Genomic DNA, 14,336 nt, shown 5'->3' with positions numbered 1-14,336 from the left:
TTGGCCCGGTGCGGGTGTGAAACAGACGGGCGGTGGCGTTCCGGCTTGTACTTTGAGGTTCTGAAGCCTATCCCTAAAGGGATGTTGTCTCGCCAGTGCGTGGGGTGCGTTCATGAACTTCGTAGAGCTACATGCTTATGCCATCGCCGGGAAAATCGATGAGCTGAACCTGGTCTCGCTGGAAGGCGGGATCTATCTGCTGGAGGCGCGCATGCACGGTGCGGCGTATCCGTTGAGCGATGCCCGGGGCCAGATGTTCCACTTGCGCTCGGTGGAGCACGCACGGGCGGTGCTTCACGACTTTCCCGACTTGCCGTTCAACCTGGTGCACACCTCGGTCCATGATGAAATGTGCGGGCTGGAGGCGGGGACCGGGGAAAGCCTCAAGGTGCCCATCGGCTTCGGTTCTGCCTGGCATCACTGACGCCCCTCATCAGCACATCGACATCTGTGCTAGTCTGCTGGCCCTTTTTGGTTCCGGGCGCTCCGGGGACGCTGTGCATGCACGGCAAATCCAGGGTCGCCCGCACAGCGGAGCAGTGTCATGTCCGAAGTAAATCTGTCCACCGACGAAACCCGCGTCAGCTACGGCATTGGCCGTCAGTTGGGCGACCAACTGCGTGACAACCCACCACCGGGCGTCAGTCTGGACGCGATCCTGGCCGGTCTGACCGACGCGTTTGCCGGCAAGCCAAGCCGTGTGGGCCAGGAAGAATTGTCCGCCAGCTTCAAGGTGATCCGCGAAATCATGCAAGCCGAAGCGGCTGCCAAGGCTGAAGCGGCCGCTGCGCAAGGCCTGACCTTCCTGGCTGAAAACGCCAAGCGCGACGGCATCACCACCCTGGCCTCCGGTCTGCAATTCGAAGTGCTGACCTCCGGTGATGGCGCCAAGCCGTCCCGTGAAGACACCGTGCGTACCCACTACCACGGCACCCTGATCGACGGCACTGTGTTCGACAGCTCCTACGATCGTGGTCAGCCTGCAGAATTCCCGGTTGGCGGCGTGATCGCCGGCTGGACCGAAGCCCTGCAACTGATGAACGCCGGCAGCAAATGGCGTCTGTACGTGCCGAGCGAACTGGCTTACGGCGCTCAAGGCGTCGGCAGCATTCCGCCGCACAGCGTACTGGTCTTCGACGTCGAGCTGCTCGACGTTCTGTAAGACCCGGCCCGATGGCACATCGGGCTAATGTGGGAGCGATCCTGCTCGCGAAGGGGTGATACTCAACGCCTTCAATGAGGGTGACACCCTTTGCGAGCGGGCTCGCTCCCACTGTTCTTTCGCTGTTTCATAGTTCGATCTTGTTGTGCAGCTCATGGGTCGGTCGCAACGCCCGGGCATAGCAGAACAGAAACAGATTGCGCACCAGTTCCTTGAGCACCACCGGCTCGCTGGAACTCAAGCCACTGACGTCCAGGTCACCCTGATCCTGCAGCTCGCTCAAGGCTTCCTCTTCCAGTACCGCACAGACTTCCCCGGTTTCCCGGTGCAGGATCCGGAGGTAAGGGTGTGGGCGATCCAGCCAGGCGTCGATCAAATAAGTCATGGTTCTCATCTCCATTGATTGGGTTCAATGAGAATAATTCTTATTCAAGAAATAGCAAGGGCCTATTGGCCAATTGTGATTTTTTCCGGGTACAGATTGTGTCAGGTCAAACGGCTGGCGTCTGGCGATTGCGGGGGGAGGGGAGGGCGAAGCACCATCCCACGCCGGGCGTGGGATGGCATGCGGCAGGCTCAGACTTTTCTGACGAACTCGGACTTGAGCTTCATCGGGCCGATACCGTCAATCTTGCAGTCGATGTCATGATCGCCATCGCACAGGCGGATGTTCTTGACCTTGGTGCCGACCTTGACCACCAGTGAAGTGCCTTTGACCTTGAGGTCCTTGATCACGGTGATGGTGTCGCCATCCTGCAGGACGTTACCCACCGAATCCTTTTTCACCGCATCATCGGACGCAGCCTCGGCTTCGCCACTGGCGGACCATTCGTGGGCACACTCCGGACAGATCAGCTGGGCGCCGTCTTCATAGGTGTATTCGGAATTGCATTTCGGGCAGGGTGGCAACGTGCTCACTAAAGCTCCTTGGGTTCAGGATCGCTAAAAAGCGCACATTGTATAGGGTTTTTCCGGGGAGGGGCTAACGCTGCAGGAGCGAGCGTGCTCGCCCCTACAGAAACCGGGAGGCTTCAGTGTGTACGGGCGACCGCAAATTCGCTCAGCTCCACCAGCGCATCGCGATACTCGCTGGCCGGCAGTGCCTCGAGGCATTTGATCGCGCGGGCCACGTAATCGCGGGCCAGTTGTGCGGTGTATTCCAGCGAGCCCGAGGCTTCCACAGCGGCGCGGATGCTTTCGAGGTCTTCGATGCCGCCTTTCTGGATGGCCTGGCGTACCAGTGCAGCCTGTTCCGGCGTGCCTTCGCGCATGGTGTAGATCAGCGGCAGCGTCGGCTTGCCCTCGGCCAGGTCGTCGCCGACGTTCTTGCCCAGGGTGTCCGCATCGCCCTTGTAGTCCAGCAGGTCGTCGACCAGCTGGAACGCCACGCCCAGGTGATCGCCAAACGTGCGCAGGGCTTCGGCCTGCTCCGGCGTCGCTTGGCACAGGGCCGCGGCGCTGTGGGTCGAGGCCTCGAAAAGCATCGCGGTCTTGCCGCGGATGACTTCCATGTAGGTTTCTTCGGTGGTGCTGGCGTCACGGACCTTCGACAACTGCAGCACCTCGCCTTCGGCGATGATGCGCGTGGCTTGCGAAAGGATCTTCATCACCGGCATGGAGCCCAGTTCGACCATCATTTCGAAGGAGCGCGAGTACAGGAAGTCGCCCACCAGCACGCTCGGGGCATTGCCCCACATGGCGTTGGCGGTCGAGCGACCGCGGCGCATGCCGGACATGTCGACCACGTCGTCATGCAGCAGGGTGGCGGTGTGCAGGAACTCGATGGTCGCGGCCAGCAGGCGCAGGTCGTCGCCTTCGCGGCCCAGGGCCTTGCCGCACAGCAGCACCAATAAAGGACGCAGGCGTTTACCGCCGGCCGAGGTGATGTAGTCGCCGATTTTCGACACCAGCGGCACGCGGGACGTCAGCTGCTTCTTGATGATGCCGTCGACGGCGCTAAAATCGTCCGCCACCGCGCGGTAGAAAGCTTGGGGTTGCATCAGCGACAGTCGCTCCAGAAGGGTTGCGCGGCATGCTAGGACCCACGTCCGGGCCTGTCAAGGCGCGATGGACGGCCTATTGCAAGGCGCTCGTGCCTTGCGTACAATCGCGCACCCTGAACTTCCTGGGCAGCACCTGCCTTACGCAATTGCAACGGGCCTTCCAGCCCATGCAGCCATGCCAGCCAATACCTCTTCCTATAAAGAGCTGGGTGAGCAGGATTATCGGAGAAATACCATGTCTTATGCAGTAATCGTTACTGGCGGCAAGCAGTACAAAGTCGCCCCAGGTGAATACCTGAAGATCGAAAAACTGGAAGTCGCTACCGGCGAATCCGTTACCTTTGATCGCGTTCTGTTGGTTGCCAATGGTGACGACGTGAATATCGGCGCTCCAGTTGTTGCTGGCGCTACCGTTGTGGCTGAAGTGATCTCCCAAGGTCGTCACGATAAAGTCCGCATCATCAAGTTCCGTCGCCGTAAGCACCACATGAAGCGTATGGGCCACCGCCAGTGGTACACCGAGATCAAAATCACCGGTATTCAGGCTTAATTTCAGCCTAATTCCTCACTAGGAGAATTGAACTCATGGCACACAAAAAAGCTGGTGGTAGTACCCGTAACGGTCGCGACTCAGAAGCCAAACGCCTTGGCGTGAAGATGTATGGCGGCCAGGCTATCAAAGCAGGCAACATCATCGTGCGTCAGCGCGGCACCCAATTCCACGCTGGCTACGGCGTTGGCATGGGTAAGGATCACACCCTCTTCGCTAAAGTCGAAGGCGTGATCAAGTTCGAAGTAAAAGGCGCCTTCGGTCGTCGTTACGTGAGCGTAGTCGCAGCTTAATTGCGAACTCGCTGGAAAAGCCCTGTCTCGCGACGGGGCTTTTTCGTTTGTGGGGTGAGTCTCTTGCAAAACTGTTTGTACGGGTTGTCGGCGCGCTGGACTCGCCGTCGGTGATTGAGGTCGCTACGCTCATTTTTGCAAGAGTCTTATGTCTGGATTTTTTCGGCTCGTCCGTATGGCGAGAGGCGTTGTGTTATGAAGTTTGTTGATGAAGTATCCATTCGAGTAAAGGCCGGTGACGGCGGCAACGGTTGCATGAGCTTCCGTCGCGAAAAATTCATTGAGAACGGCGGCCCGAACGGCGGCGACGGTGGTGATGGCGGCTCGGTCTACATGATCGCCGACGAAAACCTCAACACCCTGGTGGACTACCGTTACACCCGGCACTTCGATGCCGAGCGCGGTTCCAACGGTGGCAGTACCGACTGCACCGGCAAGAAGGGCGAGGACCTGGTGCTGCGCGTGCCGGTCGGCACGACCGTGATCGACTCCGCCACCCAAGAGGTGATCGGCGACCTGACCAAGGCTGGCCAGAAGTTGCTGGTTGCCCATGGTGGCTGGCACGGTCTGGGGAACACCCGTTTCAAGTCCAGTACCAACCGTGCTCCGCGCCAGACGACGCCGGGCAAGCCGGGCGAGCAGCGTGACCTGAAGCTGGAGATGAAGGTGTTGGCGGACGTGGGCCTGCTGGGTCTGCCGAACGCCGGTAAAAGTACCTTCATTCGTTCGGTGTCGGCCGCCAAGCCGAAAGTCGCCGACTACCCGTTCACCACGCTGGTGCCGAACCTGGGTGTGGTCTCCGTTGATCGCTGGAAAAGCTTCGTGATCGCGGACATTCCGGGTCTGATCGAAGGGGCTTCCGATGGTGCGGGCCTGGGGATTCGCTTCCTCAAGCACCTGGCGCGCACGCGTCTGCTGCTGCATCTGGTGGACATGGCGCCGCTGGACGACAGCAGTGCGCCGGACGCGGCTGAGGTGATCGTCAGCGAGCTGACCAAGTTCAGCCCGTCCCTGGCTGAGCGCGATCGCTGGCTGGTGCTGAACAAGTGCGACCAGATCCTTGAAGAAGAGCACGACGAGCGGGTCAAGGAAGTCGTCGAACGCCTGGAGTGGACCGGTCCGGTCTACGTGATCTCCGCGATCTCCAAGCTGGGTACCGAGCGCCTGTGTCACGACATCATGCGTTACATGGAAGATCGTGCCGACCGCCTGGCGAACGACCCGGCTTACCAGGAAGAGCTGGCAGATCTCGATCAGCGCATCGAGGATGAGGCGCGTGCCCAGTTGCAGGCCCTGGACGACCAGCGTGCCCTGCGTCGCAGTGGCGTCAAGTCGGTCCACGATATCGGTGACGATGATTGGGACGAAGAAGACGTGGATGATGAAGATGGTCCGGAAATCATTTACGTGCGCGACTGATTCGTTGCGATAAACTGAAGCGCCGCTCAAACGAGCGGCGTTTTAGTATCTGGAAATCGTCAGTATCTGGGAACTGGTAGACACGAATAACGTTACGGGCAGCGCCAAGTCGTGCTGCCCTCAAGCTAAGGTTGAAGATGATGCGGAGCAAGGTGACAGGTGCGCAGCGTTGGGTCGTGAAAATCGGCAGCGCGTTGCTGACGGCGGACGGCAAGGGCCTGGATCGCACGGCCATGGGCGTATGGGTTGAGCAGATGGTGGCCTTGCATGAGGCGGGCGTCGAGCTGGTGCTGGTATCCTCCGGCGCGGTGGCGGCGGGCATGAGCCGTCTGGGCTGGACCGTACGACCCAGTGCGATGCACGAGCTCCAGGCCGCCGCCGCAATCGGCCAGATGGGGCTGGTGCAGGCCTGGGAGTCGAGCTTTGCCGAGCATGGCCGGCACACCGCGCAGATTCTCCTGACGCATGACGACCTGTCCGATCGCAAGCGCTACCTCAACGCCCGCAGTACGTTGCGCGCCCTGGTCGAATTGAAAGTGATCCCGGTGATCAACGAAAACGACACCGTGGTGACCGATGAGATCCGTTTCGGCGACAACGACACCCTGGCAGCATTGGTGGCCAACCTGGTCGAGGCCGACCTGTTGGTGATCCTGACCGACCGTGACGGCATGTTCGACGCCGATCCGCGCAACAATCCTGACGCCCAACTGATTTACGAGGCGCGCGCCGATGATCCGGCGCTCGATGCGGTAGCCGGCGGAACGGGTGGCGCGCTGGGGCGTGGCGGCATGCAGACCAAGCTGCGTGCGGCGCGCCTGGCCGCGCGTTCCGGTGCGCACACCATCATTGTCGGCGGGCGCCTCGAGCGTGTGCTGGATCGCCTGAAAGCTGGCGAGCGCATCGGCACCTTGCTGTCGCCGGAGCGCGGCATGCTGGCAGCGCGCAAGCAGTGGCTGGCCGGGCACCTGCAGACCCGCGGCACGCTGGTGCTCGATGCGGGGGCGGTGACGGCGCTGTCCAAGGGCAACAAGAGCCTGCTGCCGGTGGGTGTCAAACTGGTCCAGGGCAGTTTCCGTCGCGGTGAAATGGTGGTGTGCGTGGCTCCGGACGGTCGTGAGATTGCCCGTGGCCTGGCCAACTACAGCGCGCTGGAAGCACAGAAAATCATTGGGCAGTCGTCCGAGGCGATTGTCGGTCTGTTGGGTTACATGGCGGAGCCGGAGCTGGTTCACCGCGATAACCTGATCCTGGTCTGAAGGAATACCTGAATGCGTGTGGCAAAAGGATTGTTGGGTCTGCTGTTGGCAATGCCGCTGCTGGCGTCGGCCGAGGAAATCGGTCAGGTGTCGACGGTGTTCAAGTTCGTCGGACCGAACGACCGTATCGTCGTCGAGGCATTCGATGACCCGAAAGTCGAGGGTGTGACCTGCTATCTGTCGCGCGCCAAGACGGGCGGAGTGAAAGGTGGTCTGGGGCTGGCGGAGGATCGTGCCGAGGCCTCCATCGCTTGTCGCCAGGTCGGGCCGATCAACTTCAAGGGGCAGTTGAAGGATGGCGAGGAGGTGTTCAAGGAGCGCACTTCGCTGGTGTTCAAGACCATGCAGGTGGTGCGCTTTCTCGACAAGAAGCGCAACACGCTGGTGTATCTGGTCTACAGCGATCGTCTGATCGAGGGCAGTCCGCAGAATGCGGTGACGGCGATTCCGATTTTGCCGTGGGCGAGCGCTCAGTAACCTCGCACAATTCAATCTGTGGGAGCGAGCAGGCTCGCGATAGCGGTGGATCAGTGGCATTGTTGCTGGCTGACCCCACCGCTATCGCGAGCAGGCCCGCTCCCACATTTTTTTGCGCCGGTTTGTTAAATTTCAGGCAATAAAAAACCGACCCTGAGGTCGGTTTTTCAGTGAACGCGTCGCTTAGGCAGCAGCGGCAACGTTCAGGGCCTTGACGTGGCCATTCAGGCGGCTCTTATGACGAGCAGCTTTGTTCTTGTGGATGATGCCTTTATCGGCCATGCGGTCGATAACTGGCACAGCCAGAACGTAAGCGGCTTGAGCCTTTGCAGCGTCTTTTGCGTCGATGGCTTTAACTACATTCTTGATGTAGGTACGAACCATGGAACGCAGGCTGGCGTTGTGGCTGCGACGCTTCTCAGCCTGTTTAGCACGTTTTTTGGCGGAAGGTGAGTTGGCCACCGTCGAGCTCCTCGAAAGACTTTTTAGGAAATAGCAAACAAAATAGGCCGCGAATCATGCCGATGAGTTGAAGTCTTGTCAAGGGCGGGTGAGACGTTCCGCTAAGTGGTAGGTATAAAGAGGCGGGAGATTTCTTTCCGGCGTTTGACCTGTAAACTCGCGAGCTTTGGCTCTGTGCTGTTGCGGCGCGGAGTATCGCACAAGTAGGCGCGTTGTTCGCCTGCTGTTTATCGACAGGCACAAACTCTTTCAATGAATCTGCTCAAATCGTTGGCCGCCGTCAGCTCCATCACGATGCTTTCCCGGATTCTCGGGTTCGTTCGTGACACCCTCATCGCCCGTGCCTTCGGTGCGGGGATGGCGACGGACGCCTTCTTCATCGCGTTCAAGCTGCCCAATCTGTTGCGGCGGATCTTCGCTGAAGGGGCCTTTTCCCAGGCATTCGTGCCGATTCTGGCCGAATACAAAAACCAGAAGGGCGAGGAGGCGACCCGCACCTTCGTTGCCTATGTCAGCGGCCTGCTGACGCTGGTGCTGGCGCTGGTGACCGCATTGGGCATGCTGGCCGCCCCCTGGGTAATCTGGGTGACGGCGCCGGGCTTTACCGACACCCCGGAAAAATTCGAGCTGACCTCCAGCCTGCTGCGCGTGACCTTTCCTTATATATTGCTGATCTCCCTGTCTTCCCTGGCGGGAGCCATCCTCAATACCTACAACCGTTTCTCGGTGCCGGCTTTCGTGCCGACCCTGCTCAACGTCAGCATGATCATCTTTGCGGTGTTCCTGACACCGTATTTCGATCCGCCCGTGATGGCCCTGGGATGGGCCGTACTGGCCGGTGGCCTGGCGCAGCTTCTGTATCAACTGCCGGCCTTAAAAAAGATCGGCATGCTCGTACTGCCGCGCCTGAACCTGCGTGACAGTGGCGTCTGGCGTGTCATGAAACAGATGCTGCCGGCGATCCTCGGGGTCTCGGTCAGTCAGATTTCGCTGATCATCAACACCATTTTTGCGTCGTTCCTGGTCGCCGGCTCGGTGTCGTGGATGTACTACGCCGACCGCTTGATGGAACTGCCCTCCGGGGTGCTGGGGGTGGCGCTGGGCACGATTCTCCTGCCGACCCTGGCCAAGACCTACGCGAGCAAGGATCGCAGCGAATACTCGCGAATTCTCGATTGGGGCCTGCGTCTGTGCTTTGTGCTGGTGCTGCCGTGCTCACTGGCCCTGGGAATCCTGGCGGAGCCACTGACGGTTTCGCTGTTTCAATACGGTCAGTTCAGCGCCTTCGATGCGTCCATGACGCAACGGGCGCTGATCGCCTATTCGGTCGGGTTGCTCGGCATCATCGTGATTAAAGTGTTGGCGCCGGGCTTTTATGCGCAACAAAACATCCGTACACCGGTAAAAATCGCGATTTTCACGCTGATCGTCACACAGTTGTTCAACCTGTTGCTGATCGGGCCGCTGGCTCACGCCGGCCTGGCCCTGGCCATCAGCGCGGGCGCGTGCCTGAATGCCGGGTTGCTGTTCTATCAACTGCGCAAGCAGCAGATGTATCAGCCGCAACCGGGCTGGGTGAAGTTCGGCGCCAAGCTGGTGGTTGCCGTGCTGGTGATGTCTGCGGTATTGCTGGTTGCAATGCACTTCATGCCGCCCTGGGACCAGGGGCACATGCTCGAGCGCTTCCTGCGTCTGGGCGCGTTGGTCGTGGCCGGTGTCGTCTCGTATTTCGGCATGTTGCTGTTGATGGGTTTCCGTTTGCGCGATTTCAATCGCAAGGCGTTGAGCTAAGTCTTCGCCTTGAAAATCATGGGCGGGCCGGCGGTTTTGTCGGCCCGATCACTTTGGGTTACGGTGCTGCCTGTCGTCGGCCGCCGGGTGTGGTTATAATCGACCACTTTATGAGCAAGAAGCGCGTTATGCAGCTGGTTCGAGGCCTCCACAACCTGCGCCCCCGGCATCGGGGATGTGTCGCCACTATTGGCAACTTTGACGGTGTTCACCGTGGTCACCAGGCTATCCTGGCAAGGCTGCGTGAGCGCGCGCGCGAGTTGGGCGTACCCAGCTGCGTGGTGATTTTCGAACCCCAGCCCCGGGAGTTTTTCGCCCCCGACACGGCGCCTGCGCGCCTGGCCCGCTTGCGGGACAAGCTGCAGCTGCTGGCGGGCGAGGGTGTCGACCGGGTCTTGTGCCTGGCTTTCAATCAGCGCCTGAGCAAGCTCAGTGCCAGCGAATTCGTCGATACCATCCTGGTCGACGGCCTGGGCGTGAAGCACCTGGAAGTCGGTGACGACTTCCGGTTCGGCTGTGACCGGGTCGGCGATTTCGAGTTCCTGCAACAGGCCGGCGTCATGCAGGGCTTTACCGTCGAAGCGGCGCAAACCGTCGAGCTCGACGGTATTCGCGTCAGCAGCACCCAGGTGCGTAATGCCCTGGCGGCGGCTGATTTCGCCCTGGCCGAACGCTTGCTCGGTCGTCCGTTCCAGATCACCGGGCGGGTACTGCATGGCCAGAAACTGGCGCGCCAGCTGGGTACGCCCACCGCCAACATTCAACTCAAGCGTCGCCGTGTGCCGTTGACCGGGGTTTACCTGGTCAATGTCGACATCGACGGCAAGACCTGGCCCGGTGTCGCCAACATCGGCGTACGACCAACGGTCCAGGGGGATGGCAAAGCCCACCTCGAAGTACATCTTTTGGATTTTGCCGGCGATCTGTACGACCGGCGTTTGACCGTGGTTTTCCACCACAAGCTGCGTGAAGAGCAGCGTTTTGCCTCCCTGGAGGCCTTGAAAACGGCGATCAACGCGGATGTCGCCGCCGCCCGTGCACTAGCCGCACCTAGCGCCCATCGCTAATGAAGAGCCTTAAATGACCGACTATAAAGCCACGCTAAACCTTCCGGACACCGCCTTCCCAATGAAGGCCGGCCTGCCTCAGCGCGAACCGCAGATTCTGCAGCGCTGGGACAGCATTGGCCTGTACGGAAAGTTGCGCGAGATTGGCAAGGATCGTCCGAAGTTCGTACTTCACGACGGTCCTCCGTACGCCAACGGCACGATTCACATCGGTCACGCGTTGAACAAGATTCTCAAGGACATGATCATCCGCTCGAAGACCCTGTCGGGCTTCGACGCACCCTACGTGCCGGGCTGGGACTGCCACGGCCTGCCGATCGAGCACAAGGTCGAAGTCACCCACGGCAAGAACCTTGGCGCGGACAAGACCCGCGAACTGTGCCGTGCCTACGCGACCGAGCAGATCGAAGGGCAGAAAACCGAATTCATCCGTCTGGGCGTGCTGGGCGACTTCGCCAACCCGTACAAGACCATGGACTTCAAGAACGAGGCCGGTGAAATCCGCGCCCTGGCCGAGATCGTCAAGGGCGGTTTCGTGTTCAAGGGCCTCAAGCCGGTGAACTGGTGCTTCGACTGCGGTTCGGCCCTGGCCGAAGCGGAAGTCGAGTACGAGAACAAAAAATCTTCGACCATCGACGTGGCGTTCCCGATTGCCGACGAGGCCAGGCTGGCGGCCGCTTTCGGCCTGTCGTCGCTGGCCAAGCCAGCCTCGATCGTGATTTGGACCACCACCCCGTGGACCATTCCGGCCAACCAGGCGTTGAACGTTCACCCGGAATTCAACTACGCCCTGGTCGATATCGGCGACAAGCTGCTGGTACTCGCTGAAGAGTTGGTGCAAGCGTGCCTGTCGCGCTATGGCGTAGAAGGTTCGGTGCTGGCCACCGCGACCGGCTCGGCGCTGGAGCTGATCAATTTCCGTCATCCGTTCTACGACCGTCTGTCGCCCGTGTACCTGGCCGACTACGTTGAACTGGGCGCCGGCACCGGCGTGGTTCACTCCGCCCCGGCCTATGGTGTGGACGACTTCGTGACCTGCAAGAAGTACGGCATGGTCAACGACGACATCCTCAACCCGGTGCAAAGCAACGGCGTGTACGTGCCGTCGCTGGAGTTCTTCGGCGGCCAGTTCATCTGGAAGGCCAACCCGGCCATCGTCGACAAGCTGACCGAAGTCGGTGCACTGATGCACACCACGGTCATCGAACACAGCTACATGCACTGCTGGCGCCACAAGACCCCGCTGATCTACCGTGCCACCGCACAGTGGTTCATCGGCATGGACAAGCAGCCGACCACTGGCGATACCCTGCGCCAGCGCTCGCTCAAAGCTATCGAAGAGACCGGTTTCGTTCCGGCGTGGGGCCAGGCGCGCCTGCATTCGATGATCGCCAACCGTCCGGACTGGTGCATTTCCCGTCAGCGCAACTGGGGCGTGCCGATCCCGTTCTTCCTGAACAAGGAAAGCGGCGAGCTGCACCCGCGCACTGTCGAGCTGATGGAAGAAGTCGCCAGGCGCGTCGAAGTCGAAGGCATCGAGGCCTGGTTCAAGCTGGACGCCGCAGAGCTGCTGGGCGATGAAGCGCCGCAGTACGACAAGATCAGCGACACCCTGGACGTCTGGTTCGATTCGGGTACCACGCACTGGCACGTCCTGCGTGGGTCGCACCCGATGGGGCACGAAACCGGCCCGCGCGCCGACCTGTACCTCGAAGGCTCCGACCAGCACCGTGGCTGGTTCCACTCGTCGCTGCTGACCGGTTGCGCCATCGACAACCACGCGCCGTACCGCGAACTGCTGACTCACGGCTTCACCGTCGATGAGGCCGGGCGCAAGATGTCGAAATCGCTGGGTAACGTCATCGCGCCGCAAAAAGTGAATGACACCCTGGGCGCCGACATCATGCGTCTGTGGGTGGCATCGACCGACTATTCCGGCGAAATGGCGGTTTCCGAGCAGATCCTGCAACGCAGTGCGGACGCTTACCGGCGTATCCGCAACACCGCGCGCTTCCTGCTTTCGAACCTGACCGGTTTCAACCCGGCCACCGATCTGCTGCCGGCCGACGAAATGCTGGCCCTGGACCGTTGGGCCGTGGATCGCACCCTGCTGCTGCAACGTGAGTTGCAGGAGCACTACGGCGAATACCGGTTCTGGAACGTCTACTCGAAGATCCACAACTTCTGCGTGCAGGAGCTGGGTGGTTTCTACCTCGACATCATCAAGGACCGCCAGTACACCACCGGCGCCGACAGCAAGGCCCGCCGTTCGTGCCAGACCGCGCTGTTCCATATCAGCGAAGCACTGGTGCGCTGGATCGCCCCGATCCTGGCGTTCACCGCCGACGAGCTGTGGCAATACCTGCCGGGCGAGCGCAATGAATCGGTCATGCTCAACACCTGGTACGAAGGCCTGACCGAGCTGCCGCAAGGCTTCGAGCTGGATCGTGCGTACTGGGACCGGATCATGGCGGTCAAGGTCGCGGTCAACAAGGAAATGGAAATCCAGCGCGCGGCCAAGGCCGTCGGCGGCAACCTGCAAGCCGAAGTGACACTGTTCGCCGAAGACGCGCTGAGCGCCGACCTGGCCAAGCTGAGCAACGAATTGCGCTTCGTGCTGATCACCTCGACGGCCAGTGTTGCACCGTTGGTGCAGGCACCGGCCGATGCGGTGGTCACCGAAGTCAGCGGCTTGAAACTGAAAATCGTCAAGTCGGCCCACGCCAAGTGCGCCCGTTGCTGGCACTGCCGTGAAGACGTGGGTGTGAACCCGGAGCATCCGGAAATCTGCGGTCGTTGCGTCGACAATATCAGCGGTACTGGCGAGGTTCGTCACTATGCCTAATGGCGTTGGTCGTTTCGGACGGCTGAGCTGGCTCTGGTTGAGCTTGCTGGTCCTGGTCATCGACCAGGCCAGCAAGTTCTACTTCGAAGGCTCGCTGAAGATGTACCAGCAAATCGTGGTGATCCCCGATTACTTCAGCTGGACCCTGGCATATAACACCGGTGCGGCGTTCAGCTTCCTGGCCGACAGCTCCGGCTGGCAGCGCTGGTTGTTCGCTCTGATCGCCGTTGCGGTCAGCGCGGTGCTGGTGGTGTGGCTCAAGCGTCTGGGGCGCAACGAAACCTGGCTGGCCGTTGCGCTGGCCCTGGTGCTCGGTGGCGCGCTGGGCAACCTGTATGACCGCATCGCCCTGGGTCATGTGATCGATTTCATCCTGGTGCATTGGCAGAACCGCTGGTATTTCCCGGCGTTCAACTTCGCCGACAGTGCTATTACTGTCGGTGCCGTGATGCTGGCGCTGGACATGTTCAAATCCAAAAAAACCGGAGAAGCCGTTCATGACTGAACAGGTAGTGGCTGAACAACGCATCCGCGAGCACACGGAAGTCACTTTGCACTTTGCACTGCGCCTGGAGAACGGCGACACGGTCGACAGCACTTTTGACAAGGCCCCGGCGACCTTCAAGGTCGGCGACGGTAACCTGTTGCCGGGTTTCGAAGCCGCCCTGTTCGGCTTCAAGGCTGGCGACAAGCGTACGCTGACCGTCCAGCCGGAAAACGCATTTGGCCAGCCCAACCCGCAAAACGTGCAGGTCATCCCGCGTTCGCAGTTCAAGGACATGGAGCTGTCGCCAGGATTGCTGGTGATCTTCAACGATGCGGCCAATACTGAACTGCCGGGTGTGGTGAAAGTGTTCGATGACGAGCAAGTGACCATCGACTTCAATCACCCGCTGGCCGGCAAGACACTGACCTTTGACGTGGAAATCATCTCCGTCACAGCGCTGTAACAGGTGGGGCGAGCCTGCTCGCTCCCTCAGTGGTTATTCATTGTTTCGCCCGCAAGAC

Annotated in this window: 16 protein-coding genes; 12 read left to right on the top strand and 4 right to left on the bottom strand. The window is 60.5% G+C overall.

The window, feature by feature from the left end:
- Positions 1–112 precede the first annotated feature (112 nt).
- Together IB249_RS27025 and IB249_RS27020 are read left to right on the top strand one after the other, a co-directional pair.
- Positions 113–424, top strand: coding sequence for a DUF6482 family protein (locus IB249_RS27025; RefSeq protein ID WP_192309044.1), 312 nt, complete (start codon positions 113–115; stop codon positions 422–424).
- Between the two features lie 120 nt (positions 425–544).
- Positions 545–1,162 (top strand): FKBP-type peptidyl-prolyl cis-trans isomerase, encoded by a 618-nt coding sequence (locus IB249_RS27020; protein WP_192309042.1) that lies wholly within the window; start codon positions 545–547, stop codon positions 1,160–1,162.
- A gap of 127 nt (positions 1,163–1,289) precedes the next feature.
- On the opposite strand, the gene IB249_RS27015 is transcribed toward IB249_RS27020, so the two are convergent.
- The 3 genes from IB249_RS27015 to IB249_RS27005 form a co-directional block, all read right to left on the bottom strand.
- Complete coding sequence (locus IB249_RS27015) at positions 1,290–1,547, bottom strand: hypothetical protein (RefSeq protein WP_192309041.1); 258 nt, start codon at positions 1,545–1,547, stop codon at positions 1,290–1,292.
- A 191-nt stretch (positions 1,548–1,738) separates the two neighbouring features.
- Positions 1,739–2,080, bottom strand: a complete 342-nt coding sequence (locus IB249_RS27010; protein ID WP_008028840.1) for a zinc ribbon domain-containing protein YjdM — start codon at positions 2,078–2,080, stop codon at positions 1,739–1,741.
- Positions 2,081–2,193: 113 nt separating this feature from the next.
- Positions 2,194–3,162, bottom strand: a complete 969-nt coding sequence (locus IB249_RS27005; protein ID WP_192309040.1) for a polyprenyl synthetase family protein — start codon at positions 3,160–3,162, stop codon at positions 2,194–2,196.
- A gap of 238 nt (positions 3,163–3,400) precedes the next feature.
- On the opposite strand from IB249_RS27005, the gene rplU reads away from it, so the two are divergent.
- The 5 genes from rplU to IB249_RS26980 all read left to right on the top strand — a co-directional run bounded on the left by rplU (position 3,401) and on the right by IB249_RS26980 (position 7,163).
- Positions 3,401–3,715, top strand: coding sequence for a 50S ribosomal protein L21 (rplU, locus tag IB249_RS27000; protein ID WP_007950961.1), 315 nt, complete (start codon positions 3,401–3,403; stop codon positions 3,713–3,715).
- Positions 3,716–3,750: 35 nt separating this feature from the next.
- A complete protein-coding gene (gene rpmA / locus IB249_RS26995) occupies positions 3,751–4,008 on the top strand; it encodes a 50S ribosomal protein L27 (RefSeq protein WP_003281574.1) in 258 nt (85 codons plus the stop codon).
- A 195-nt stretch (positions 4,009–4,203) separates the two neighbouring features.
- Entirely contained in the window at positions 4,204–5,427 is a 1,224-nt protein-coding gene (gene cgtA / locus IB249_RS26990; RefSeq protein WP_192309039.1) for an Obg family GTPase CgtA, read from the top strand.
- Between the two features lie 140 nt (positions 5,428–5,567).
- Positions 5,568–6,686, top strand: a complete 1,119-nt coding sequence (gene proB, locus IB249_RS26985) for a glutamate 5-kinase (RefSeq protein ID WP_192309379.1) — start codon at positions 5,568–5,570, stop codon at positions 6,684–6,686.
- A gap of 12 nt (positions 6,687–6,698) precedes the next feature.
- Positions 6,699–7,163: a CreA family protein gene (locus IB249_RS26980; protein ID WP_192309038.1), complete on the top strand. Its 465-nt coding sequence runs from the start codon at positions 6,699–6,701 to the stop codon at positions 7,161–7,163.
- Positions 7,164–7,346: 183 nt separating this feature from the next.
- On the opposite strand, the gene rpsT is transcribed toward IB249_RS26980, so the two are convergent.
- A complete protein-coding gene (gene rpsT / locus IB249_RS26975; RefSeq protein WP_007970922.1) occupies positions 7,347–7,625 on the bottom strand; it encodes a 30S ribosomal protein S20 in 279 nt (92 codons plus the stop codon).
- A gap of 252 nt (positions 7,626–7,877) precedes the next feature.
- Here rpsT and murJ point away from each other — a divergent pair, with 252 nt between their 5' ends.
- From murJ to fkpB, 5 genes are all read left to right on the top strand, one after another.
- On the top strand, positions 7,878–9,416 hold the full coding sequence (murJ, locus tag IB249_RS26970; RefSeq protein WP_192309037.1) for a murein biosynthesis integral membrane protein MurJ: 1,539 nt from the start codon (positions 7,878–7,880) through the stop codon (positions 9,414–9,416).
- A 128-nt stretch (positions 9,417–9,544) separates the two neighbouring features.
- On the top strand, positions 9,545–10,483 hold the full coding sequence (gene ribF, locus IB249_RS26965) for a bifunctional riboflavin kinase/FAD synthetase (RefSeq protein WP_192309036.1): 939 nt from the start codon (positions 9,545–9,547) through the stop codon (positions 10,481–10,483).
- A 13-nt stretch (positions 10,484–10,496) separates the two neighbouring features.
- Entirely contained in the window at positions 10,497–13,328 is a 2,832-nt protein-coding gene (gene ileS, locus IB249_RS26960; protein WP_192309034.1) for an isoleucine--tRNA ligase, read from the top strand.
- Positions 13,321–13,833, top strand: coding sequence for a signal peptidase II (lspA, locus tag IB249_RS26955; protein ID WP_192309032.1), 513 nt, complete (start codon positions 13,321–13,323; stop codon positions 13,831–13,833). Before ileS ends, lspA begins: the two co-directional genes overlap by 8 nt.
- A complete protein-coding gene (gene fkpB / locus IB249_RS26950) occupies positions 13,826–14,278 on the top strand; it encodes an FKBP-type peptidyl-prolyl cis-trans isomerase (protein WP_192309030.1) in 453 nt (150 codons plus the stop codon). The genes lspA and fkpB overlap by 8 nt, the downstream gene beginning before the upstream one ends.
- Positions 14,279–14,336: the final 58 nt, after the last annotated feature.

The organism is Pseudomonas sp. PDM04 (assembly GCF_014851765.1).
In the GTDB taxonomy this organism is placed as follows: Bacteria; Pseudomonadota; Gammaproteobacteria; order Pseudomonadales; family Pseudomonadaceae; genus Aquipseudomonas.
Note: the sequence above shows the minus strand (reverse complement) of the source record. Positions and strands in the feature narration are given on the sequence as shown.